The 21,963-nt window shown below is 65.6% G+C and carries 22 protein-coding genes; 9 read left to right on the top strand and 13 right to left on the bottom strand.

The features are described 5' to 3' along the window. Positions 1-60: 60 nt before the first annotated feature. The 3 genes from SFA35_RS14935 to SFA35_RS14945 all read right to left on the bottom strand — a co-directional run bounded on the left by SFA35_RS14935 (position 61) and on the right by SFA35_RS14945 (position 3,028). Complete coding sequence (locus SFA35_RS14935) at positions 61-1,020, bottom strand: ABC transporter substrate-binding protein (protein WP_320571315.1); 960 nt, start codon at positions 1,018-1,020, stop codon at positions 61-63. Between the two features lie 83 nt (positions 1,021-1,103). Beyond that, positions 1,104-2,135, bottom strand: a complete 1,032-nt coding sequence (locus SFA35_RS14940) for an ABC transporter permease (protein ID WP_320571316.1) — start codon at positions 2,133-2,135, stop codon at positions 1,104-1,106. Positions 2,136-2,212: 77 nt separating this feature from the next. Then, positions 2,213-3,028 carry an ATP-binding cassette domain-containing protein gene (locus tag SFA35_RS14945; protein ID WP_320571317.1) on the bottom strand — a complete coding sequence of 272 codons (816 nt, stop codon included), beginning with the start codon at positions 3,026-3,028 and terminating at the stop codon, positions 2,213-2,215. 174 nt (positions 3,029-3,202) lie between these two features. Between SFA35_RS14945 and SFA35_RS14950 the strand changes: the two genes are divergently transcribed. Beyond that, positions 3,203-4,276 (top strand): LacI family DNA-binding transcriptional regulator, encoded by a 1,074-nt coding sequence (locus tag SFA35_RS14950; protein ID WP_320571318.1) that lies wholly within the window; start codon positions 3,203-3,205, stop codon positions 4,274-4,276. 41 nt (positions 4,277-4,317) lie between these two features. Further along, the gene (locus tag SFA35_RS14955; protein WP_320571319.1) at positions 4,318-5,169 is read left to right on the top strand and encodes an amidohydrolase family protein; all 852 of its coding nucleotides are present in this window, start codon (positions 4,318-4,320) and stop codon (positions 5,167-5,169) included. Here the strand turns inward: SFA35_RS14955 and SFA35_RS14960 are convergent. Further along, a complete protein-coding gene (locus SFA35_RS14960; protein WP_320571320.1) occupies positions 5,157-5,627 on the bottom strand; it encodes an NADAR family protein in 471 nt (156 codons plus the stop codon). The two genes, SFA35_RS14955 and SFA35_RS14960, sit on opposite strands and share 13 nt — an antisense overlap. Before the next feature lie 104 nt (positions 5,628-5,731). On the opposite strand from SFA35_RS14960, the gene SFA35_RS14965 reads away from it, so the two are divergent. Then, entirely contained in the window at positions 5,732-6,667 is a 936-nt protein-coding gene (locus SFA35_RS14965) for a threonine/serine dehydratase (protein WP_320571321.1), read from the top strand. A 64-nt stretch (positions 6,668-6,731) separates the two neighbouring features. On the opposite strand, the gene SFA35_RS14970 is transcribed toward SFA35_RS14965, so the two are convergent. Next, positions 6,732-7,454 carry a tRNA (adenine(22)-N(1))-methyltransferase gene (locus tag SFA35_RS14970; RefSeq protein ID WP_320571322.1) on the bottom strand — a complete coding sequence of 241 codons (723 nt, stop codon included), beginning with the start codon at positions 7,452-7,454 and terminating at the stop codon, positions 6,732-6,734. Positions 7,455-7,498: 44 nt separating this feature from the next. Then, entirely contained in the window at positions 7,499-8,212 is a 714-nt protein-coding gene (locus SFA35_RS14975) for a GNAT family protein (RefSeq protein ID WP_320571323.1), read from the bottom strand. A gap of 160 nt (positions 8,213-8,372) precedes the next feature. On the opposite strand from SFA35_RS14975, the gene SFA35_RS14980 reads away from it, so the two are divergent. Together SFA35_RS14980 and SFA35_RS14985 are read left to right on the top strand one after the other, a co-directional pair. Continuing rightward, positions 8,373-9,347: a threonine/serine dehydratase gene (locus SFA35_RS14980; protein ID WP_320571324.1), complete on the top strand. Its 975-nt coding sequence runs from the start codon at positions 8,373-8,375 to the stop codon at positions 9,345-9,347. Then, on the top strand, positions 9,344-10,294 hold the full coding sequence (locus tag SFA35_RS14985) for an ornithine cyclodeaminase family protein (RefSeq protein WP_320571325.1): 951 nt from the start codon (positions 9,344-9,346) through the stop codon (positions 10,292-10,294). The genes SFA35_RS14980 and SFA35_RS14985 overlap by 4 nt, the downstream gene beginning before the upstream one ends. 12 nt (positions 10,295-10,306) lie before the next feature. Here SFA35_RS14985 and SFA35_RS14990 read toward each other — a convergent pair whose 3' ends face one another. Beyond that, complete coding sequence (locus SFA35_RS14990) at positions 10,307-10,462, bottom strand: hypothetical protein (protein ID WP_320571326.1); 156 nt, start codon at positions 10,460-10,462, stop codon at positions 10,307-10,309. A gap of 174 nt (positions 10,463-10,636) precedes the next feature. Here SFA35_RS14990 and SFA35_RS14995 point away from each other — a divergent pair, with 174 nt between their 5' ends. After that, complete coding sequence (locus SFA35_RS14995; RefSeq protein WP_320571327.1) at positions 10,637-12,967, top strand: EAL domain-containing protein; 2,331 nt, start codon at positions 10,637-10,639, stop codon at positions 12,965-12,967. Here the strand turns inward: SFA35_RS14995 and SFA35_RS15000 are convergent. Next, positions 12,964-13,929, bottom strand: coding sequence for a threonine dehydratase (locus SFA35_RS15000; protein ID WP_320571328.1), 966 nt, complete (start codon positions 13,927-13,929; stop codon positions 12,964-12,966). The genes SFA35_RS14995 and SFA35_RS15000 overlap by 4 nt on opposite strands. A 106-nt stretch (positions 13,930-14,035) precedes the next feature. On the opposite strand from SFA35_RS15000, the gene SFA35_RS15005 reads away from it, so the two are divergent. Next, positions 14,036-14,851 (top strand): AraC family transcriptional regulator, encoded by an 816-nt coding sequence (locus SFA35_RS15005; protein ID WP_320571329.1) that lies wholly within the window; start codon positions 14,036-14,038, stop codon positions 14,849-14,851. A gap of 232 nt (positions 14,852-15,083) precedes the next feature. Beyond that, a complete protein-coding gene (locus SFA35_RS15010; protein ID WP_320571330.1) occupies positions 15,084-16,784 on the top strand; it encodes an amidase in 1,701 nt (566 codons plus the stop codon). 26 nt (positions 16,785-16,810) lie between these two features. Here SFA35_RS15010 and SFA35_RS15015 read toward each other — a convergent pair whose 3' ends face one another. Together SFA35_RS15015 and SFA35_RS15020 are read right to left on the bottom strand one after the other, a co-directional pair. Next, positions 16,811-17,098: a BrnA antitoxin family protein gene (locus SFA35_RS15015; protein WP_320571331.1), complete on the bottom strand. Its 288-nt coding sequence runs from the start codon at positions 17,096-17,098 to the stop codon at positions 16,811-16,813. Next, positions 17,058-17,549: a BrnT family toxin gene (locus SFA35_RS15020; protein WP_320571332.1), complete on the bottom strand. Its 492-nt coding sequence runs from the start codon at positions 17,547-17,549 to the stop codon at positions 17,058-17,060. The genes SFA35_RS15015 and SFA35_RS15020 overlap by 41 nt, the downstream gene beginning before the upstream one ends. Between SFA35_RS15020 and SFA35_RS15025 the strand changes: the two genes are divergently transcribed. Further along, positions 17,490-18,992, top strand: a complete 1,503-nt coding sequence (locus SFA35_RS15025) for a DUF2235 domain-containing protein (protein WP_320571333.1) — start codon at positions 17,490-17,492, stop codon at positions 18,990-18,992. The two genes, SFA35_RS15020 and SFA35_RS15025, sit on opposite strands and share 60 nt — an antisense overlap. A 55-nt stretch (positions 18,993-19,047) precedes the next feature. Here SFA35_RS15025 and SFA35_RS15030 read toward each other — a convergent pair whose 3' ends face one another. The 3 genes from SFA35_RS15030 to SFA35_RS15040 are packed head-to-tail and all read right to left on the bottom strand — an operon-like array spanning position 19,048 to position 21,955. Beyond that, positions 19,048-20,163 carry a polyamine ABC transporter substrate-binding protein gene (locus SFA35_RS15030; protein WP_320571334.1) on the bottom strand — a complete coding sequence of 372 codons (1,116 nt, stop codon included), beginning with the start codon at positions 20,161-20,163 and terminating at the stop codon, positions 19,048-19,050. Then, positions 20,160-21,077, bottom strand: coding sequence for an ABC transporter permease subunit (locus SFA35_RS15035; RefSeq protein ID WP_320571335.1), 918 nt, complete (start codon positions 21,075-21,077; stop codon positions 20,160-20,162). Before SFA35_RS15035 ends, SFA35_RS15030 begins: the two co-directional genes overlap by 4 nt. Then, the gene (locus SFA35_RS15040) at positions 21,074-21,955 is read right to left on the bottom strand and encodes an ABC transporter permease subunit (protein ID WP_320579055.1); all 882 of its coding nucleotides are present in this window, start codon (positions 21,953-21,955) and stop codon (positions 21,074-21,076) included. The genes SFA35_RS15035 and SFA35_RS15040 overlap by 4 nt, the downstream gene beginning before the upstream one ends. Positions 21,956-21,963: the final 8 nt, after the last annotated feature.

The following is a 21,963-nucleotide window of genomic DNA, read 5'->3' on the forward strand; positions in this document are numbered from 1 at the left end:
TGCTTACTCCGTTGCCCGGCGCGCCCCATCGGTGCGCCGGGTGCTACGCCTGGAAGCCGCTTATTTGCAGCTGGTCTTGTAGAAATACTGGCTGATGGCCTGATCTTTCATGTTCGCTCGGGTGGCCACCACGAACGGCAGGAAGTTGTCATGCTTGACGCTGGCCTTGTCCACCTGGTGGCGGATCAACTGGGCGCTGAGCTTCACCGCCTCATAGCCCATGTTGTACGGCTGCTGGATGATCAGCGCGTCGTAGATGCCGTCCTTCAGGTCGCGGATCTGCTGGGGATCGGCGTCGAACGAGACCAGTTTGACCTTGCCGCGCAGGCCGGCCTCCATGATTGCCGCGGAGGCGCCGGTGGCCGCTGCCGAGTGCGTCACATAGACACCCTTGAGATCAGGGTTGGCCTGGATCGCCGCCGCCACCTGCTGGGCCGCCTTGGTCGAACTGGTTTCCGGATAGGCCACCGGCAGCAGCCGGGCGTTGGGATGGTCCTTCTTGAAGGTGTCGACGAAGCCCTTGACCCGCGCATCGATGTCCGGCAAGCCCGGGCGCATGCCCACGGCGAGAAAGGTGCCGCTGTCGCCCGCCACCTCGACCATGGCCTTGGCGGCCGCGATGCCGCCGAGCAGGTGGTCGGACTGCACGCTCTGGGTTTCCGCCGGCTCGTTGAGCGGCGCATCCACGGTGATCACGTGGGTGCCTTTGCTTTCCAGGTCCTTGACCTGGGAGATGAGCGCGCCGCCATCGGTGGGCGCCAGCACGATGCCTTGCGGATGCAGCTGCAACGCGGCATCGATGAAGGGTTGCTGCAAGGCGATGTCCCAATCGGGCGGGCCGTTCCAGCCAAGGGTCACGTTGAACTCGCGGGCCGCCGCCTGCGCGCCGCACTGCATCGAGGAATAGAACGGGATGCCCACCTGCCCCGGCAGGAACGCCACGGTGACCGGGTCTTCGGCGCGTGCCTGCAAGGCGACGGTAACCGAGAGGACAGTTGCCAGCGTGACAGCTAACTTCATTTTCATCGTCATCTACCTATAAGGGATTTACGTGTGGGGAATCGGGCTTGCCCGGCAACCGGGCGATGGCGGCCAGGGACCGCTCAGAAACCGGCCTGGCGATTGCGCTGGTCGATGTATACCGCAGCGATCACGATCAGCCCGACCAGGATCAGTTGGTAGAAGGAGTCCAGGCCCATGATCACCAGGCCGGTGCCGAGCACCACCGGAATCAGGGTGCCGACCAGGGTGCCCTGCACCGAGGCCGTGCCGCCGAACAGGCTGGTGCCGCCGATCACCGCCGCCGCCACGGCCTGCAGGTTGTCGGTCTGGTGGCCGCCGATGTTGGTGGTGGCAAAGCGCGAGATGTCGAGGAACGCCGCCACCCCGCAGAGCAATCCCATGAGCCCGAACAGCTTGAGCAGGTGCAGGTTGTTGTCGATACCGGCACGGCGCGCCGCATCGGCCGAAGACCCCAGCGCCAGGGTGTGAATGCCGAAGCGGGTCTTGGCGAGCATGAACCACAGCAGCATCACCAGTGCCAGCGACAGCACCACCGGCAGTGGCACCAGGTCGAACAAACGGTAGGTGGCAAAGTCGGTCTGCAGGTTGCGCGGGATGTCCGGCACGTTGGCGCCATGGGTCAGCACCAGCGCCAGGCCCAGGCCGATGGCGGTGGTCGCCAGGGTCACCAGAAACGAGCTCAGGCGCAGCCGGGTCACCAGCAGGCCATTGATCAGGCCAAACAGCGTGCCGCAGACCAGCGCCACGAGAACCCCGGCCGTCACGGCCAGCCCGAGATGCGGGTACTCGCCCATCGCCACCTCGTCTGCGGTACCGGCCAGTGCCGTGATGGTGCGCGCCGCCAGGACCGAGGCCAGCACCACGTTGGAACCTACCGACAGGTCGAACTCCTTGGCGCCCAGCAGAAAGGTCATGCCCACCGCCAGCAGCACCAGTTGCGAGGCATTGAGCGCGATGTTGAAGAAGTTGTTCAGGCTGAGGAAGGCATGGTTGGGCGAGATCAGCGAAAACAGGGTGACCAGGCCAAGCAGTATCAGCAGCATCCAGAAAGCGGTGGTCTCGCGCAGCCGCGAAAACCAGGTGGAACCGTCGTCATAAGCCAGTGTGTTCACGGTAAAGCCTCGTGCGCAGATCATTGAAGGCGGCAGTTCAAGGCACTACAAATCGACAGACCCGTCAGTGGGGTGATTCAGGCGTTCTTTGCGCCCAGCATCACATCCACCACGTCGCGCAGCGTGACCTGGGAGGGAATCAGGTTGGCCACCGCCACGCCCTGGCGCATCACCACGATGCGGTCGGCCAGCTCCAGCACCTGGGGCAGGTCGTGGGAAATCAGCAGCACCGCCAGATTGCGCCGAGCAGCGGCGCGGATGGCCTCGTAGACCATGTCGCGCTGGCGGGTGCCCAGTGCGGCGGTAGGCTCGTCCAGCAAAATCGCGTGGCGCGCCCACTTGATCGCCCGGGCAATGGCCACGCCCTGGCGCTGGCCACCGGAAAGGCTCTGGGTGGCGGCCCGATAGGATTTGAGCCGGGCGCCCAGTTCGGTGAGGATGCGCGTCGACTCGGCGAGCATCTGGCCGTGGTCGAGCATGCCCAGGTGCCCTCGCCAGCCAGGCGCCTTGAGCTCACGGCCCAGATACACGTTCTGCGCCACCGACAGGTCGGGTGCCAGGGCCAGGTCCTGGTACACCGTCTCGATTCCGAACGCCTGGGCATCCTGGGTCGAGCGCAGCAGCACTTCCCTGCCGTCGACGCAGAGTTGGCCACCGGTGGGCACGTGCTCGCCGCTGAGCACTTTCATGAAGGTGGATTTGCCGGCGCCGTTGTCGCCGACCACGGCGGTGATCTCACCGCGGTACAGCTCCATCGACACGCCCCGCAGCACTTCCAGCGAGCCGAAGTTCTTGGTGATACCGATGGCTTGCAAAGCCGGTTCGCGGCGCCCGGTCAAGGGCAGCTGCGGCGCCCCCTGGGGGCTGCTTGCGGTCAGTTGAGGTGAATGCATGTCGCGCCTCGGAAAATGTCGTAGACTTGCAACGCAATCGATTGACGTAATCGATTACGTTGTCCGTTACTTTTATAGTGGCGCAGTGCTCTCTACGTCAACACAATTGTCATCGATTTGCCCCGGTCTTTTTCCTGGCCGCTTCCCGAGACTGTCGTAAAGGATTGGAAACCTTTGAAAACAAACAAGAAACCCACCATGCAGGACGTCGCCCGGGAAGCCGGGGTGTCCACCGCCACCGTGTCCCGAGTACTGGCCGGGTTCAAGGGCGCCACCTCCGATGAAACCGCCAAGCGAGTGCGCGACGTCGCCGCCAGCCTTGGCTATGTGGTCAATTCGGTTGCCGCCAGCCTGCGCAAGGAGCGCTCCTCCTCCGTAGGCCTGATCCTCGCCGACGTCGCCAACCCGTTCTTCGGCAGCCTGGCCAGCGGCGTCGAGCAGACCCTGACCAGCCAAGGCTTCAGCGTGCTGCTGGCCAGCTCCGGCAACGACGCGGACGAGGAACAGCGCCTGCTGCGTCTGATGGCCGAAAAGCAGGTGGACGCCGTGATCATTGCCAGCTCTGCGGCCAGCGGTGCACACATCAACGAGGCCATCGCCCGCGGCATGCGCATCGTGCTGGTGGACTCCGAGCTCCCCGACGTCGACGCCGACACTGTGGTGGTCGACAACCAGGCTGCGGCCCGTTCGGCCATCGAGCATCTGCTGGACCTTGGCCATCGGCAGATCGCCATTGTCACCGGCCAGCTGCAAGCCTCGTTCGACCGCGAACGCCTTGCCGGCTACCAGCAGGCTCTGGCCGGGCGCGGCCTCAAGCCGTTGAAAAAACTCACCCTTGGCGGCGACTCCAGCTACGAGGGCGGCCGCACTGCGGTGGCCCAGCTGTTGCGCAAGCAACCGGGGGTCACGGCGATCTTCGCCAGCAACAACCTGATGAGCATGGGCGCCATCACCGCTGTGCTCGAAGCCGGGCTGCGCCTGCCCGAGGACATCTCGCTGGTGGGCTTCGACGACATGGAGTGGTACCCCATCTTCAAGCCAGCCATCAGCGCCGTCGCCCAGCCGGCCTATCAGCTGGGTCAGGTGGCCGCGCAGCGCCTGCTCGAACGCTTCGCCGCCGACAGCGTGCTGCCCTGTACCCGGGTGGTGCTGCCGACGCAATTGATCGTGCGGGCCAGTACTGCGGTGCCCAGCCCCTCGACCTCAGCCCTTCGAAGTCAGGCCCTGAAAACCACACTCGGCCGCTGACAGCCGGCCCTGCAACCCCCTTCCATTCCCGAGGTATTGCCATGCCGTCGTTTGCCCTGGTCGATGCACACGTCCACTACTACGATCCAGCGCAGCTGGACTATCCCTGGCTGGACAATGTCCCTGCCATCAAGGGTACCTATACGCCGGCGGACTTCGTGACGGCCAGCCGCGGCGTCGCCGTCGACAAGCAGGTGTTCGTCGAGGTGGATGTAGCGCCCGGCCAGGAGCTGGCCGAGGCGCGCTTTGTCGAAGGCCTGGCCAGGCTCGAGCCGCGCATCCAGGGTATCGTCGCTTCAGCGGCGATCGAGCGCGGCGACGCGGTCAATGCCGAGCTCGATCGACTGCAGGACATAGGCCTGCTGCGTGGCGTGCGGCGGCTGATCCAGTATCATCCGGCGGCCGACTACTGCCTGCAGCCGGCCTTCGTCGAGGGCGTGCAGCAGCTGGGTCGACGCGGCCTGAGTTTCGATATCTGCATCCGCCACGGGCAGCTGGCCAGCGCCACTGAGCTGGTGCGCCGCTGTCCGGATGTGCAGTTCGTGCTTGACCACATCGCCAAGCCGGCTATCGCCGCCGGCCTGCGCGAGCCCTGGTGGCAGCAGATGCACGACATTGCCGCGCTGCCCAATGTGGTGTGCAAAGTCACCGGGGTGGTCACCGAGGCCGACCCGCAGCGCTGGACCCTGGAGCAGATCCGGCCGTACATCGAGCACAGCATCGAGTGCTTCGGCTTCGACCGGGTACTGTTCGCCAGCGATTGGCCGGTGCTGAACCTGGCCAGCGCCTATCCGGCCTGGGTGGCAATCATGGATGAGCTGCTGGGAGGCTGCTCGGCCAGCGAACGTCAGCGTTTCTACCGCGACAACGCAATCGCCACCTATCGGCTCTGACGGCTGTTCTGCTCCCTGTACTCATGACGCAGAGCCATGAGTATCTTGCCCAGCAGATTGCTGCCCTGCCCCTGGTATTGGCCCCAGTAGCGCGCCACCTCGCTGTCGTCCGGTGACCACTCCACCAGCCGGGCGCTGCCGGTGGCCAGCAGCAGTTCGCGCAGGTCGGCGTGCTGGGCAAACTTGGCGCGCACGATGTCGGTCATGATCTCCAAGTGGTCGCGCTGCCAATGCTCGACGGTCTGCTCCGCGCTCAAGGCATCCCCCGCCACCGCCACCAGTTCCGGTGTCGGTGCCGCCATCAGCCAGGGTCGCAGTGGCGCACGGGCCTTGAGCACCTGGAAGGCGTGTTCGGCGGTAGCGTAGTGCACACCCAGGTAGTGCATCACGCGCGGGTGCAAGTTGCTCAGCGCACAGTAATCGCCCTGCCGGGGATCGTAGAATCTGATGTCGTTCATGGCCTGGCTCCCTCGACGCGCAAGCCGAATGGCTTGCTCCCGAGGGGCACTCTATGGTGAGATGAAAAAAACACGCAATCGATTACGTGACCTCAGGTGCCGCCGTGATTACCCTTGATGATATCCAGCTTGCCGCCCCACGCATTGCCCCGTTCATTCGCCACACGCCGATGCTGCAGGCCAGCAGCCTGCGCCACCCGGTCACCGCCGCCGACCTGTGGCTCAAGCTCGAATGCCTGCAACCCACCGGCTCTTTCAAGGTGCGCGGGGCCAGCAACCGTTTGCTGACCACCCCTGTCGAGGCGCTGCGCAACGGCATCGTCACCGCCTCGGGCGGCAACCACGGCCTGGCCACCGCCCGCGCCGCCAGCGTCGCCGGGGTCACGGCGAACATCTTCGTGCCGCGCAGCATTACCGAGGCGAAGCTGGCCAGGCTCGCCAGCTGGGGCGCCGAAGTTCAGGTGGTCGGCGAGGTCTGGGATCAAGCCAACGAGCAGGCGCTGCTGTTTGCCGCCGAACACCAGGCGGCCTACTTCCACCCGTTCGCCGACCCCGCCGTGGTGGCCGGGCAAGGCACCCTGGGCCTTGAGATCCTCGCCCAGCTGCCGGACGTCGAGGTGATTCTGGTGGCCATCGGCGGCGGCGGCCTGGTGGCCGGCATCGTCACCGCAATCAAGGCCCTCAAGCCCTCGGTGCGGATCATCGGCATCGAGCCGCAGGGTTCGCCGACCCTGCACGCCAGCCTGGCCGCGCAGCAGGTGGTGCGTCTGCCCAGCGTCACCACCCGAGTCGCGACCATGGCCTGTGGCCGCACCGAAGAACGGGTGTTCGAGCTGGCCCGCCAGGGCCTGGAAGAGATCGTACTGGTCAGCGACGACGAACTGCTGCAGGCGGCGCAGTGGCTGTGGTTCGAGCTGGGTCTGGCGGCCGACCTGAGCGGCGCCGCCGCGATCGCAGCGCTCAGGTCCGGCAAGCTGCAATTCGCCGCCGGGACGCAGGTCTGTGCGCTGGTGTGCGGGGCCGGGGCCGAGGGGCTCTAGCGCAGACGCCCTCGATCAGGATCAAACCGGCCTAGCGGCCTTTGGGGGCTGCGGCCCCTCCTGATCAACCTCTGGGGCCGTCGACTGGCAATGCTCCCAGCATCCCTTCGATCCAGCCGATCTCCTGCTGCAACCCTCGCCGCTGCTCCTCGACCAGCTCCTGGCGGGCGTTCGCCAGCCCAGCCAGGGTCTGGCGCTTGCGCCGCAGAGCACGCTGCCATTTATCGAGAAACGCCGGGCTGCGCACCGCCATCAGGCGCGGCCCGAAGTACAACTGCTCGGCGCTGTAGCGGACCTCTTCGGCGCGCTCGGCGACGATGATTTCGTAGTCGAACCGATTCTCGCGCAGGATCTCCTCGGCCAGGATGCGATAACCGTTGCCCAGCAACCACTGGCGCAACGGCTGCTCGCCGCCGTTGGGCTGCAACACCAGCCGTTCGCGGCCGTTCAGGCGTGCCTTGCCTTGCTCGAGGATGTCGCGAATGGTTTCGCCACCCATGCCGCACAGGCTGACGGCAGTGATGCCATCGCCTGGCTCGAGCGCCGCCAGACCATCGGCCAGGCGAACACTGATCAAGGCCTGCAGGTCATTGTGCTCGACGCTGCGCTGGGCGGCACGCAACGGCGTCAGCGCCACCTCCCCGGCGACCGCTGCGCTGATCGCACCACGGCGCAGCAGCGCGACCGGCAGATACGCATGGTCCGAGCCGATATCGGCCAGTCGGGCGCCTGGCGGGATGTGCGCGGCGACGAGCTGCAGGCGTCTGGACAAGGTCTGGTGGTTCAACTGGGGGCTGCCGTATGGGAGGTAATGATCAAAAAAGTGGGCCTTTATACACCAGTTCGGCACGCCTCCAATGCCCTTACCTGCTGCCCTTGCGCATCGAAGTTGTTTTCTGCCAACCACGCCTCGAATGCCGCCTTGCGCTCGGGCCACTCGCTGTCGATGATCGAGAACCACGCGGTGTCACGGGTGCGCCCCTTGTACATCACAGCCTGGCGGAAGATGCCTTCGAAACTGAAACCCAGCCGCAGCGCAGCCTTGCGCGACGGCGCATTGAGCGCATCGCACTTCCACTCGTAGCGCCGATAGCCCAGGTCGTCGAAGACGAATTTCATCAGCAGGTACTGCACTTCGGTGGAGATCGCCGTGCGTTTCATCAGCGGCGAGAAGGTCACGTTGCCGACTTCGATCACCCCATTGTTGCCGTCGATGCGCATCAGCGCCAGCGTGCCCACCGCCTGCCCGGTGCGCTCATCGATAACCGCCCAATGCTGTGGATCCCGGGAGGCTGCGGCAGCCGACACGTAGGCCTGATAGCTGGCGAGGTCTTCGAACGGCCCGACAAAGAGGTAGGTCCAGTCGCTGCCATCGGCGGCCTGCCGATAGGCCGCAAACAAGGGTTCGGCGTGCTGTGCCGCATCCAGCGGCTCGAGCCGGCAAGTGCGCCCCTGCAGGATCTCGCGCGCAGGGTGCTGGCGCGCAGTCCAGTCGCGGGTGCTGGCGCCGATGGGTTGGCCGTAGGCATTGATGAGGGACGACATGCGAGCTCCTGCACAAGTGGGATACGGTGCCGAGGTTAGAACCGACAATGACTTGTGGAAAGATCCACTGCTCCCCGATCCGGCCAGACCAATAGCGAGACCTTGCCGGATATAGACTGCATATCTATAGTGGACTGATTTTCCACAGCGAGCACCCATCATGATCAGCGATGAAAGTTACAGCAGGCTGTTCGACTCCATTACCGAGGCCCACCAAGCCCTGCGACCCGGCGTGGCAGTCACGCCTCTGGCGCACAGCCCTCGATTGTCAGCTCAGAGCGGTGCGCAGCTGTACCTCAAGTGCGAACACCTGCAACACACCGGCTCGTTCAAATTCCGCGGAGCCAGCAACAAGGTTCGCCTGCTGACAGCAGCGCAGCGCCGCGTCGGCGTCATCACCGCCTCCTCCGGCAATCATGGCCAAGGGCTGGCCTTGGCCGCCCGGGAAGCAGGGGTGCCCGTCACCGTGTATGCCTGCGCCGACGCCTCGGCGTTCAAGCTCGATGCGATTCGGGCACTGGGCGCCGAGGTCATCACTCTGGACAGCGACCCCCTGAGCGTCGAACTGCATGCTGCAGAGCAAGCGCGGCGCCAGGGCCAGCTCTACGTTTCGCCCTACAACGACACCCAGGTCATCGCCGGCCAGGGCACCATCGGCCTGGAGCTGCTCGAACAGCTGCCCGATGTCGATGCGGTGTTCGTCGCCGTGGGTGGCGGCGGCCTGATCTCGGGCATCGGCACTGCTATCAAGCGCCTGCGGCCCGGCACCGAGATCATTGGCTGCTGGCCGAGCAACGCGCCGGCCATGGAGCGATGCCTGGCGGCCGGGCAAATCGTCGACGTGGCCGAGACCGACACCCTGTCCGATGGTACCGCCGGGGGTGTCGAACCTGGCAGCATCACCTTCCCTCTCTGCCAGCGGGTGATCGACCGCCGAGTGCTGGTCAGCGAAGCCGAGATCCGCGCAGCGCTGCAGGCGGCCGCCCGGCACGAACGCTGGATCATCGAAGGCGCGGCCGGCGTGGCCCTGGCCGGGGCCCTGCAACTGGCCGCGCAGTACCAGGGCAAGCGGGTGGCGGTGATCATCTGCGGGCGCAACATTCTTCTGGAAAAATTCCTCGGAGCCGTGCAATGAAGCTGTTCGACCTGCCCTGTATCGCCGCCGCCGTGGACCCGGCCGAAGCCGCCGAACAGATTCGCCTGGGCTTCATCGCCTACTCGCAAGGCCGGGTCAAGGTGCCGCCGGTGCAGAACTTCGTGTTTGCGCCAGCCAACGGCGACTGCTGCGTGAAATCGGCCTGGGTCGAGGGCAGCGACAGCTTCACGGTGAAGATTTCTACCGGCTTCTATGACAACCCGACGCGCGGCTTGCCCAGCAACGACGGGCTGATGCTGGTGCTCTCGGCGTTGACCGGCCAGCCGCTGGCGCTGCTCCAGGACGAGGGCTGGCTGACCGGCCTGCGCACCGCCCTGGCTGGCCAGATCGTCGCCCGGGCCCTGGCGCCGGCGCAGGTGGAGGCCATCGGCATCTTCGGCACCGGCAGCCAGGCGCGGCTGCAGCTCGAACACCTGCTGCCGGTCACCGACTGCCGCCACGTGCTGGTCTGGGGCCGGCACGACGAGGCTCTGCACCGTTACCGCGAATTCGCCGAAGGGCTGGGCCTGCGCGTCACCACCACCCGGCATGCCGAAGAAGTCGCGCGCCAGGCCAACCTGATCGTCACCACCACGCCATCGCGCGAGGCGCTGCTGCAGCGCCAGTGGCTTCGGCCGGGCAGCCATATCACCGCAGTGGGTGCCGACAGCCCGGGCAAGCAGGAGCTGGATGCGCAGCTGGTGGCGGCGGCCGAGGTCATCGTTGTCGACTCCATCGCCCAGTGCAGCCTGTACGGCGAGGTGTCCCACGCCCTCAAGGCCGGGCTGATCGAGCGCTCGCGCCTGCTGGAGCTCGGCCAGTTGCTGGCCGGCGAAGGCCAGGGCCGCCGCGACGACCGGCAGATCACCCTGGCCGACCTGACCGGGGTGGCGGTGCAGGATGCGCAGATCGCCCGCTATGCCGTGCAGGCCTGCAGCCGCGTCTGACGGCGGCGCAGGTTATTGAAGGTCGGTGCGGGCGTTGCGGCGGCTTTGCACCACCACGAAGATCACCACCGCCGCCGCCACCACCGTGGCCACGGCAATCCCGCAAAAGGCCTTGAGGCTGGGAGGCATCTGGTCGATCCAGGGAAACCACTGTGACAACTGCTGCATACTGCCCTCCAGAGGGGTCGATCAAAATAGCCGGATATCATACGCCAACCGCTTTCGCAGAGGGGGCTGTCGCTCGTCGGACGCTCTATCTCGAAGGTTTAACCCAACAAAGCCACGACACCGTAACAATTCAGTAGTATTTTCGTCTGATTCTTCGGCGGGACTGAATCGGTAGTGATCCCCCAATCCTCATCGCTTGATTGGCTGCGGCGCGTTCTGCTGCTGGTGTGCGTGGTCACCCTGGGCTGGCTGTGGGGTCTCTGTGCCCAGCAGAAGTTCTCGGCGCAACGTGAAGCGCTCGAGGCCAAGGCCGCCGAACACCTGAACCTGGCAACCGTCGCCGCCGAGGACATCGGCCAGTGGGTCGACCGCGCGCAAACCCTCGGCAAGCTCGCGCGGCGCAGCGCCGCCGACCTCGACCCGGGGCGCGGCGGGGTTGCGCGGATGCTCGCCGAAGATCCGCTGATCAAGCGCCTGAGCCTTTACGACCCGCAGGGCATTCGTCTGTCGACCACCGACCCCGATGAGCCGCAAACCCTCCCGGCGAATTGGCTGGAGCAGATCCAGCGTCACCGCGACCGCTATGGCTACACCCCGCTGATGCCCGGCCTCGCTCAAGCCTCGCCCCCCCAAGCCACGCGCGAGCAGCTGCCGTTTCTGCTGCCGCTGATCGACCCAGCCACCGACAAGCTGGACGCGATCATGCTGGTGCAGCTGGATGCCGGCTACCTGGCTGCCCTGTTCAAGCACATCGAGTTGGGCGCCAGCGGCATGCTGCGCCTGCTTGACCAGGACGGCCAGGAACGCTTGCGCCTCGACAACCGCGGCATCGCTGCCGCTGGCGCCGCCCTCAGCCCGGCGCTGCCCAGCGGCGGCGACGAGTACGGCGAGTTTACCCAGCAATCCAGCACCGCCGCGTACCAGAGCCTGTATCGGCGCATGCCGCAGCGCGGCTTTTCGGTCGTGGTCAGCCAGCAGCGCGACGAGATTCTCGCCCCCGCGTGCGCCCGCCTGGGTCGACAGCTGTGGCTGAACCTGGCGATGACGATCTTCATCGTCGCCGGCATGTGGTGGATCCTGCGGGGCCTCAGCCGCCGCCATCAGGCGTTCGAAGCGCTGGAAGAGGCACAGCAGGTCAATCAGCAGCTGATCAGCCGCCTCGAGGAGCAGCACCAGCACAGCAGCAAGGCCGCCGCCACTGACCACCTGAGCGGCCTGCACAATCGCCGCCACTTCCTTGAAATCGCCCACGAAACCCTGCTGCGCCAGCGCAACCGTCGGCGCCTGATGGCACTGCTGTTCATCGACATGGACCGCTTCAAATCCATCAACGACTCGCTGGGGCACAAGGTCGGCGACCTTCTGCTGCAGGCCATCGCCCGGCGCATCGAGCGTCTGCTCGAACCGACCGACACAGCCGCGCGCTTTGGCGGCGATGAATTCGTCGTGCTGCTGGCCGGCAAGCGCACCGAGGCGCAGATCGAAGCCTGGGTCAGCCGATTGGTCAGCAGCGTCAGCGTGCCATACGTGATCGACGGCCAGCAGCTGAACACCAGCCCCAGCGTCGGCGTCAGCGTGTGCCCACGGGACGGCCAGAACGTCGAACAGGCGATTCGACATGCCGATGCGGCGATGTATTCGGCCAAGAGAGCCGGCCGTGCGCAGTATCGTTTCTTCGACCCGTCGCTGAACGTCAGCGACGTCAAGGACTTTCTCCTTGAACAAGCGTTTGCCGCAGCGCTGAGCGACCGTCAGTTCGTCCTGCACTTTCAGCCTCAGGTCAACCTCGCCAGCATGTGCGTGGACAGTTACGAGGCGCTGGTGCGCTGGCAGCACCCGGAGTTCGGCCTGCTCTACCCCGATCGTTTCATCGACCTGGCCGAGCGCAGTGGCTTCATTGTCGCGCTGGGCTGGGAGGTGCTGCGCCTGGCCTGCGAGGAACTGTCGCAGTGGCGGGTCGAAGGCAAAAGCATGGTCGTCGCCATCAACGTCTCGCCCCTGCAGCTGCGTCAGGCGGATTTCAGTTACCGCGTGCTGGCCGAATTGCAGAAGCGGCACATCGTCCCGCACCACCTGGAAATTGAAATCACCGAAACCATCGTGATCGACGACGAACCCCTGGCCATCGCTCACCTGCAAAGGCTGCGCGAAGCCGGCATGCAGATCAGCCTCGACGACTTCGGCAAGGGCTATGCCGGATTCGGCCATCTACAGAAGCTGCCACTGACCAAGCTGAAGATCGACCGCAGCGTGATCGCCCCGCTGGTCAACAGCCCGGACGACAGCCCGATCGTTTCCTCGACCATCATTCTGGCCAAGCGCATGGGCCTGACGGTGGTGGCCGAGGGCGTGGAAACTCGCGAGAACCTGATCTGCCTGCGTCTGGCCGGCTGCGATGCGGTGCAGGGTTATCATTTCAGCCGGCCGCTGTCGGCGGTTCAGTTGCGCGCCTACGCGCCCTTTCGCCAACCACGGGAAAAAGCCAGCGCGCATCAGCAGCTTTAGCCGGCCAGGTTGATCACCCCGGCATACACCTGGCGATCGACATTGCCCCCCGTCAGCATCACCGCGACCCGCCGCCCGGCCATGGCTTCGCGCTCCAGCGTGAAACCGGCCAGCGCCGCCGCCCCCGCGCCCTCCACCAACTGATGAGTGTCACTGTAATAGACCCGCATGGCCTCGGCGATCTGCGCTTCGCTGACCGCGAGGATTCGCGCTGCACCGCTGGCATACACGGCGAAGGCTTCAGCCACGGGCTTGCGCACAGCCAGGCCGTCGGCGAAGGTGGCGGCCGAAGCGGTTTCAACCAACTCTCCCGCTTCGCAGGACAGCTTGGCGGCCATCGCCGCGCTGGCTACCACACCGACTATCTCGGTGCTCAAGCCCAACGCATCGCGTGCCGCGATCGCCGCGCAGATCCCCGAGCCGCAGCCGATCGGCACGTACAAGCTATGCAGATTCGCCACCGCCTGGAGCAACTCCAATGCCGCCGTGGCCACTCCCTTGACCAGTTCGACATGGTAAGGCGGCACCAGAAAAAGTCCCTGTTCACTGGCCAGCCGCGCGGCGTGCTCGCGTGCCTCGTCGAAGTCGCCGCCCTGCTCGACCAGCTCGGCGCCAAAGCCGCGCATGGCAGCGTTTTTCTCCGCCGAGTTGCCCTGCGGCACCACGATCACCGCGCGCATCCCCTGGCGCGCGGCCGCCCGCGCCAGGCTCTGGCCGTGATTGCCGCGGGTTGCGCTGACGATCCCCTGGACCTGCGGATGTTGCTGCCTGAGCCAGTGCATGAAGGCAATCCCTCCGCGTACCTTGAACGCGCCCGTCGGCGTGTGGTTTTCGTGCTTGACCCAGACCTCGCAGCCGAGCCGATCGGCCAGCAGCGGCCAGGCGTATTGCGCGGTGGGTGGCATTTCCCGATAAACGAGCGCGGCGGCGCTACGGATAGCGTCGAGCGTGATAGGTTGCATGGACAAGCTCCTCGAAATGGCGTCGCCAGGATAGGCACAGCACCCGCCTGAGTGCTTTCAAAAACCTGACCTGACTTTGCCCACCGCGATTGAGTAACATGGCACCATGACCCGTCGCCCCGCCCCGACCTGCCCTGCTTGCTCCCCGTCGGTGCGCCGCGCCGAGGTCGGGCCGTGGCTGATCGAATTGCTGCCCGCCATGGCCTATCACGCACGCTACGTGGCTCCCGAGGCGAGCGTCGGTTTTGCCTTCGACAGCCAGCGCGGGCAGCACGCGATCGGCAGTGACCGGGTGCTGCCGTTCACCGCCAGCGCCAACGGCCTGGCCTTCGTACCGGCCGGTTGCGATGTGTTTTCCGAGTCCGCCGAAGGCGGCGAGTACCTGCGCCTGGTGCGACTGGAGCGCCAGGATGCGGCGCCGTGGCTGCAAAGCGACGCCTTCAACAACCGTCTCGACCGGCAGGCGATGACCCTGGCCCGCCGCTTGCGCATCGCGCTGCTGTCGCCCTCGCCCCTGGATGATTGCGAAGGCTGGGCACTGGCGCTGGCAGGCTGTACGGTCGCAGCGCGTGGCGCGCCACCCTCAGGGCCAGGCGCGGGCTTGACCACCCGGCGCTTGCGCCTGCTCGACGATTGGCTACAGGCGCATCTCGAGCAGCCACTGAGCGTGCAGGCCATGGCCGCCCTGCTGGGGTTGTCGGAGGCATACTTCAGCCGGGCCTTCAAACAAAGCACCGGACAAAGCCCACACAGCTACCTGCTCGACCGCCGTATCGCTCGCGCCCGCAGCTTGCTGCTCGGCAGCAGCAGCGGCCTAGCCGATATCGCCCAGCGCTGCGGCTTCGCTTCCCACGCTCACCTGAGCCTGGCGTTCCGCCAGCGCCTGGGCCTGACGCCCAGCCAGCTGCGCGGCCGGGCCTAGACGTTTTTGCCACCGGCCCTGCAGGATCGGGCGCTGAACGGAATACCACACACCGTCAAATAAATTTTACACAGACCATCCCAACTCCCGTCGCAATCCGCTACCCTAGCGGCTACCAGCAAGCACCGCCTCGTCCCAGACCCAAGACCGAGAACGATATGAACGCCGATTTCGACCTTCTTCATGACCTCCAGCCCGCCACCCCAGCTTCACGCCTTGAAGGAGCCTGCGCATGATCGAAGTCACTGAGGTATCAATCGCCGCCTTGCGCGCCGCCCTGGAGTCGGGGCAGACCACCTCGGTCGAGCTGGTGCAGGCCTACCTGGCGCGGATCGAGGCCTACGACATTCCTGCCAGCGCCACCGCGCTCAATGCCGTAGTCGTGCGCAACCCCGCCGCCCTCGACGAGGCCCGCGCCAGCGATGCGCGCCGGGCCAGCGGCGCCACGCTCGGCCCGCTGGACGGCATCCCCTACACGGCCAAGGACAGCTACCTGGTCAAGGGCCTGACCGCCGCTTCCGGCAGCCCGGCATTCGCCAGGCTGGTGGCCCAGCGCGACGCCTTCACCATCGAGCGCCTGCGCGCCGCCGGGGCGATCTGCCTGGGCAAGACCAACATGCCGCCGATGGCCAACGGCGGCATGCAGCGCGGCGTGTATGGCCGCGCTGAAAGCCCGTACAACGCGGCCTACCTGACCGCGCCGTTCGCGTCCGGCTCCTCAAACGGCGCCGGGACGGCGACGGCGGCGAGCTTCTCGGCGTTCGGCCTGGCCGAGGAGACCTGGTCCAGCGGCCGCGGGCCGGCCGCCAACAATGGTCTGTGCGCCTACACGCCCTCGCGCGGGGTCATCTCGGTGCGCGGCAACTGGCCGCTGACGCCGACCATGGACGTGGTCGTGCCCTATGCGCGAACCATGGCCGATCTGCTCGAAGTGCTTGACGTGGTGGTGGCCGAAGACCCCGACACCCGTGGCGACCTTTGGCGCCTGCAGCCTTGGGTGCCGATCCCCAAGGTCAGCGAGGTGCGCCCGGCCTCCTACCTGGAACTCGCCGTCGGCGCCCAGGCGCTGGCCGGCAAGCGCCTGGGCGTGCCGCGCATGTACATCAATGCCGACCCCGAAGCCGGCACCAGCGAGGCGCCGGGCATCGGCGGCCCGACTGGCCAGCAGATCCACACGCGGGCAAGCATGCTCGCCTTGTGGCAGCAGGCACGCCAGGCCCTCGAAGCCGCCGGCGCCGAAGTGCTTGAAGTGGACTTCCCACTGGTATCCAACTGTGAAGGCGACCGCCCGGGGGCACCGACCGTGTACAACCGCGGTCTGGTGTCCAGGGAGTTTCTCCATGACGAACTCTGGAGCCTTTCAGCCTGGGCGTTCGATGATTTCCTGCGCGCCAACGACGACCCGTCGCTCAATCGCCTGGCCGATGTCGACGGCCCGCTGATCTTCCCCCACGATCCCGGCACCCTGCCCAACCGCGAAGGCGACCTGGCAGCCGGCATGGACGAATACGTGCGCATGGCCGAGCGCGGCATCACCCCCTGGGACCAGATCGCGACGCTGCCCGACGGCCTGCGTGGCCTGGAACAGACCCGGCGCATCGACCTGGAAGAATGGATGGACCGCCTGGGCCTGGACGCCGTGCTGTTCCCCACCGTGGCCGACGTCGGCCCGGCCAACGCCGATGTCGACCCCAAAGCGGCAGACATCGCCTGGAGCAACGGCGTATGGGTAGCCAATGGCAACCTTGCTATTCGCCATCTGGGCGTGCCGACGGTCACCGTGCCGATGGGCGTGATGGCCGACATCGGCATGCCCGGCGGACTCACCTTCGCCGGCCGGGCCTACGACGACACCGCCCTGCTGAAGCTGGCGGCCGCCTTCGAGGCGACCGGTTCGCGGCGCCAGATTCCACCCCGTACGCCGGCGCTGTAGCCCTCCTGCGGCGGCCAGCCGATGGCTCAGCCCTGGCCCTCGGCCTCACCGGGGGTGTGCGTCTTGAGCCAATCGGCCAGCGCCGCGTTCATGCGCGTCTGCCAGCCAGGCCCGGTCGCCCTGAATTGCGCCAGCACATCAGGCTCCAGGCGGATGGTGATGCGTTCGCGCACCACATCGGCCTTCGGCCGGCCGCGGCGCACCCGCCGGGCGCCCTGAAACTCGTCGGCCTGCACGAAGAATGCCGCGGTCAGTTCCGGGGCTTCATCCGGATCAACCCAGGCGGCTGCGGTATCGCTCTTGTTCTCGTTCATTGGCTTTTCTCATGGAGATGATTCGGCGGTCCTCGCCTCGTTGTGTCCAGACCATCACGACCATTCGCTCATTCAATGAGCCCAGCGTGACGAAGCGACTCGCCGTACTCGTATCGGCGATCTTCGGCTGGGAAGTGATGCCCGGAGAAAACCGTGGTTGCATCGGCGAAGTCCAGGCCACGCTCGCAAAGAGTCCGGTCTCGTTCGGCTTGATCATAGGTAATGGGCATCGCTTATTTGTATGCACATAAAAAAGCATAAACAAGCAATGCATTGTGTCGGGATGTTCGCAACAACGATCAACCGGGCATTGACCCAGTCGCGATCGTGAACTTGAATCCATCCACCGCTGGAAGTGGGTAGTCGGCTCTTGCGTGCAAGCGAGGTGGCTATGGGCAATATCGTGATCTGCTGCGACGGCACCTGGAACACCCCCGATCAACAGGACCATGGCGTGCCGGCGCCGACCAACGTGGTGCGGCTGTACAACGCCCTGGCCCCCGTCGATGCGCAAGGCGCCGTGCAGGACCGCTATTACCATCCCGGGGTCGGCACCTCGGGCAAATGGTGGGACAAGGCAGTCGGTGGCGGCACAGGCGCGGGCCTGGACCAGAACATCATGAGTGCTTACCAGAAGCTCTGCTTCAGCTACCGGCCTGATGCCGACATTTACCTGTTCGGCTTCAGTCGCGGCGCCTACACCGTGCGCAGCCTGTGCGGTTTCATCGCCTGTTGCGGGTTGCTGAAGATCGATCATCTGCCGCCCGCCGAGGTCTGGCAGCGCATCGAGCAACTGCTTGACCAGGGTTACCGACGCAAGATCGAAACCCGCCAGCACTGGGAAACGCTCGGCTGGGAGTTCCATAACGGCGCCGGGCAGGACATCCCCATTCACTTCGTGGGCGTCTGGGACACTGTCGGCGCCCTGGGCATCCCCGATGACATGGCGTTGCTGAGCCTGCTGGACGAGCGCAGCCACTACACCTTCCATGACACCAGCCTGCACCCCTCGGTGAAGCACGCTCGCCATGCACTGGCCATGGACGAGCGACGCGCGTCGTTCCAGCCGACCCTGTGGACTGACGTACCCGCGGGCAGAGACATGCAGCAGATCTGGTTCCCCGGCGTACACAGTGACGTGGGCGGCGGCTACCACGAATGCGGCCTGGCCGATGGCGCATTGCAGTGGATGATCGACCAGGCCAGCGGGCACGGGCTGGCGTTCAACAAGGCCACCCGGCAGATTCAGCCGAACTACCATGACATGCTGCATGACTCCTGCCAGGGCGTATTCGGGCTACTGCCGACCCAACCCCGGAGCATCGCCCACCTGCTCGACAGGATCGACTTCCACGACTCGGCGCTCAAGCGCCAGGACGACCCGCCGATCGCGCAGTCGCCGTACCGCCACCTGCATGTGCTCGACCCCGCCCTGCCACTGACCCTGGACATCGGCGCGCGCCTGCAGTGGAACGAGACCGGAGTGTGGTTGGAGGCCGGGCGCAGCTACCGCTTCAGCGCCAGTGGCGAATGGCTGGACGGCGCGGTCAAGTGCGGGCCTGGCGGGCCGCCGGCGCAGCACTTTCAACCGGCCGGGATCGGCCAGTTGCTGGGCAGCGCCCTGGGCCAGCTGGAAAAACTGTTGCCCGGCGGCACGGTCGACCTGCGCTTCACGCGGCGCCACGAACAATACCCCTGGCTGAGTTTGATCGGCGCGATCGCCAACGGCATCGGCGTGGACGCCAAGCAGTGCACCATTCGCCCGGAAACTTTCTATATCGGCGCAGGCTGCACGTACACACCGAAGGCGGCAGGTTACCTGTATGCCTACGCCAACGATGCCTGGAATGGGTATGGGAACAATGTCGGGCATGTGGCCCTGCGGATCGGCTAGGCAATACCGGCAGCCCGGGTCTGTGGAAGGGGCCTTGACCCCTTCGACTCCCCCCTCAGATCCCCGAGCGGATCTTGGTCCAGGCCCGGTTCATCACCCGTTGCGTGGTGATCGGCAGGTCGGCGATGGCGTAGAGCTTCTCCATGACGTCGAGCGGCGGATAGGCCCCCGGGTCGTTGCGGATGTCTTCGTCCACCAGCGGCGTGGCGGCGGCGTTGCCGTTGGGGTAACGCACGCTGTTGCTGATTTCGGCCATTACCTCGGGGCGCAGCAGGTAGTTCATGAACCGGTAGGCCCCCTCGACGTTCACCGCATCGCGGGGAATGGCGACCATGTCATAGAAGCTGCCAGCGCCCTCCTTCGGGATGCTGTAGCGCACCTCGACCTTGCCGCCGGCATCCAGAGCCCGTTGCCGCGCCTGGGCAATGTCGCCGGAATAGCCCACTGCCACGCAGGTGTTGCCGTTGGCCAGGTCCGAGATGTACTTGGAGGAATGGAAATACGCCACCGCCGGGCGCACCTGCATGAACAACGCGCTGGCCTGCTGGATCTGCTGCTTGTCCTGCGAGTCGGTCGGGTAGCCCAGGTAATGCAGCGCCACGGGCAGCATCTCGGTGGCGGAGTCGAGGAAGCTGACCCCGCAGGCCTTGAGCTTCTCGGCGTTCTCGGGCTTGAACAATAGGTCCCAGGAGTCTACCGGCGCGTTGTCGCCGAGCACTTCGCGGACCTTCTGCGGGTTGTAGCCGATGCCGATGGTGCCCCACATATACGGGAAGGCATGGGCGTTGTCCGGGTCGCTGACCGCGACCTTTTTCAATAGCACCTTGTTCAGGTTGTCCCAGTTGGGCAGCCTGGATTTGTCCAGCGGCAGGTAGACATCGGCCTTGAGCTGCTTGGCCAGAAAGTTGTTGGACGGCACCACCACGTCGTACCCGGAGCGTCCGGCCAGCAATTTGGCCTCCAGCGTCTCGTTGCTGTCGAACACGTCATAGACCACCTTGATGCCGGTCTCGTCCTCGAACTTCTTGATGGTGTCCGGTGCAATGTAGTCCGACCAGTTGTACACGTGCAGGGTCTGCGGGTCGGCCTGGACCGCCGCGGCGCCACCCAGGCCCAGCAGGCTGCCCACGGCGAGCGCGAGCAGGGTTTTGCGCATTGCGAACATCTTCATACTCCGTTGATTGCCTGGGCGGTCGACGGGCGGCGTGCGCCCTTGCCGGCCGCCGCCGGGCTGGCGGCTTCCACGGCCATTTGCTCCATGGCCTCCTGAATCCCGCGAATGCGGCGTTTTTCGGCGCGCCGGCCGAACAGCCAGGCCAGGTAGGTGGCGCAGGATACGGCGAGCAGAATCAGGCTGGCCACGGCGTTGATTTCCGGCTTGACACCCAGACGCACCGCCGAGAACACCTCCATCGGCAGCGTGGTGGAGCCCGGCCCGGAGACGAAGCTGGCGAGCACCAGGTCGTCCAGCGACAGCGCAAACGACATCATGCCGCCGGCCAGCAGGGACGGTGCGATCATCGGGATGGTGATCAGCATGAAGACCTTCCAGGGCCGCGCGCCGAGGTCCATGGCAGCTTCCTCGATGGAAATGTCCAGCTCGCGCAGACGCGCCGACACCACGACCGCCACATAGGCCGCGCAGAACGTGGTGTGGGCGATCCAGATGGTCGCCAGGCCACGCTCGGCAGGCCAGCCGAAGGTCTGCGCCATGGCGATGAACAACAGCAGCAGGGACAGGCCGGTGATTACCTCAGGCATCACCAGGGGTGCAGTGACCAGGCCACCGAACAGGGTGCGGCCCTTGAAGCGGGTGACCCGGGTCAGCACGAACGCAGCCAGGGTGCCGAGGATGATCGCGGCAATGGCAGTGTTGCAGGCGATCTGCAGCGAACGGCCGACCGCGCCCATCAATTGCGCGTTGTCCATCAGGCCCACATACCACTTCACCGACCAGCCGCCCCAAACGGTCACCAGCCGCGAGGCGTTGAACGAGTAGATGACCAGGATCAGCATGGGCAGGTAAATGAAGGCCAGGCCCAGGACGAGCATCATTCTTGAGAAGCTGAAGCCGAAACGGTTCATGCCCGTCCCTCCATTTCCTTGGCCTGGCTGCGGTTGAACAGCACGATGGGGATGATCAGGATGGCCAGCATCACCACCGCCAGCGCGGAAGCCACCGGCCAATCGCGGTTGTTGAAGAACTCCTGCCACAACACCCGGCCGATCATCAGCGTCTCCGGTCCACCGAGCAGCTCGGGGATGACGAACTCGCCCACCACCGGGATGAACACCAGCATGCAGCCGGCGATGATGCCGTTGCGCGCCAGCGGCACGGTGATTTTCCAGAAGCTGTTGAAGTTGCTCGAGCCCAGGTCCGCAGCCGCCTCCAGCAGGCTGGGGTCATGCTTGACCAGGTTGGCGAACAGCGGCAGCACCATGAACGGCAGGTAGGCGTAGACCACGCCGATGTACACCGCTGTGTTGGTGTTGAGGATTTCGATCGGGTGGTCGGTCAGGCCGGTCCACATCAGGAACCCGTTAAGCAGGCCGTTGTTGCTGAGGATGCCCATCCAGGCATAGACGCGAATCAGGATGGCCGTCCAGGTCGGCATCATGATCAGCAGCAACAGCACCGTCTGCGCTTCCTTGTGCGCTCGGGAAATGGCATAGGCCATGGGAAAGCCGATCACCAGGCACATCAAGGTGCTGTAGAGGGCGATCTTCAGCGAGCCAAAATAGGCCGCGATGTACAAGCTGTCGTCGGCCAGCAGGCTGTAGTTGGCAGTATTGAGGACGATGCTCAGCTTATCTTCGGCCAGGCTCAACAGCTCGGTGTAGGGCGGAATCGCCACCGAGGCTTCCGAGAAGCTGATCTTGAGGATGATGAAGAACGGCACCAGGAAGAACAGGAACAGCCAGAAGAACGGGATGCCGATCACCACCTTGCGCCCGCTGGGCAGCCAGCGGC

Source organism: Pseudomonas sp. HR96 (assembly GCF_034059295.1).
Taxonomy (GTDB): Bacteria; Pseudomonadota; Gammaproteobacteria; order Pseudomonadales; family Pseudomonadaceae; genus Aquipseudomonas.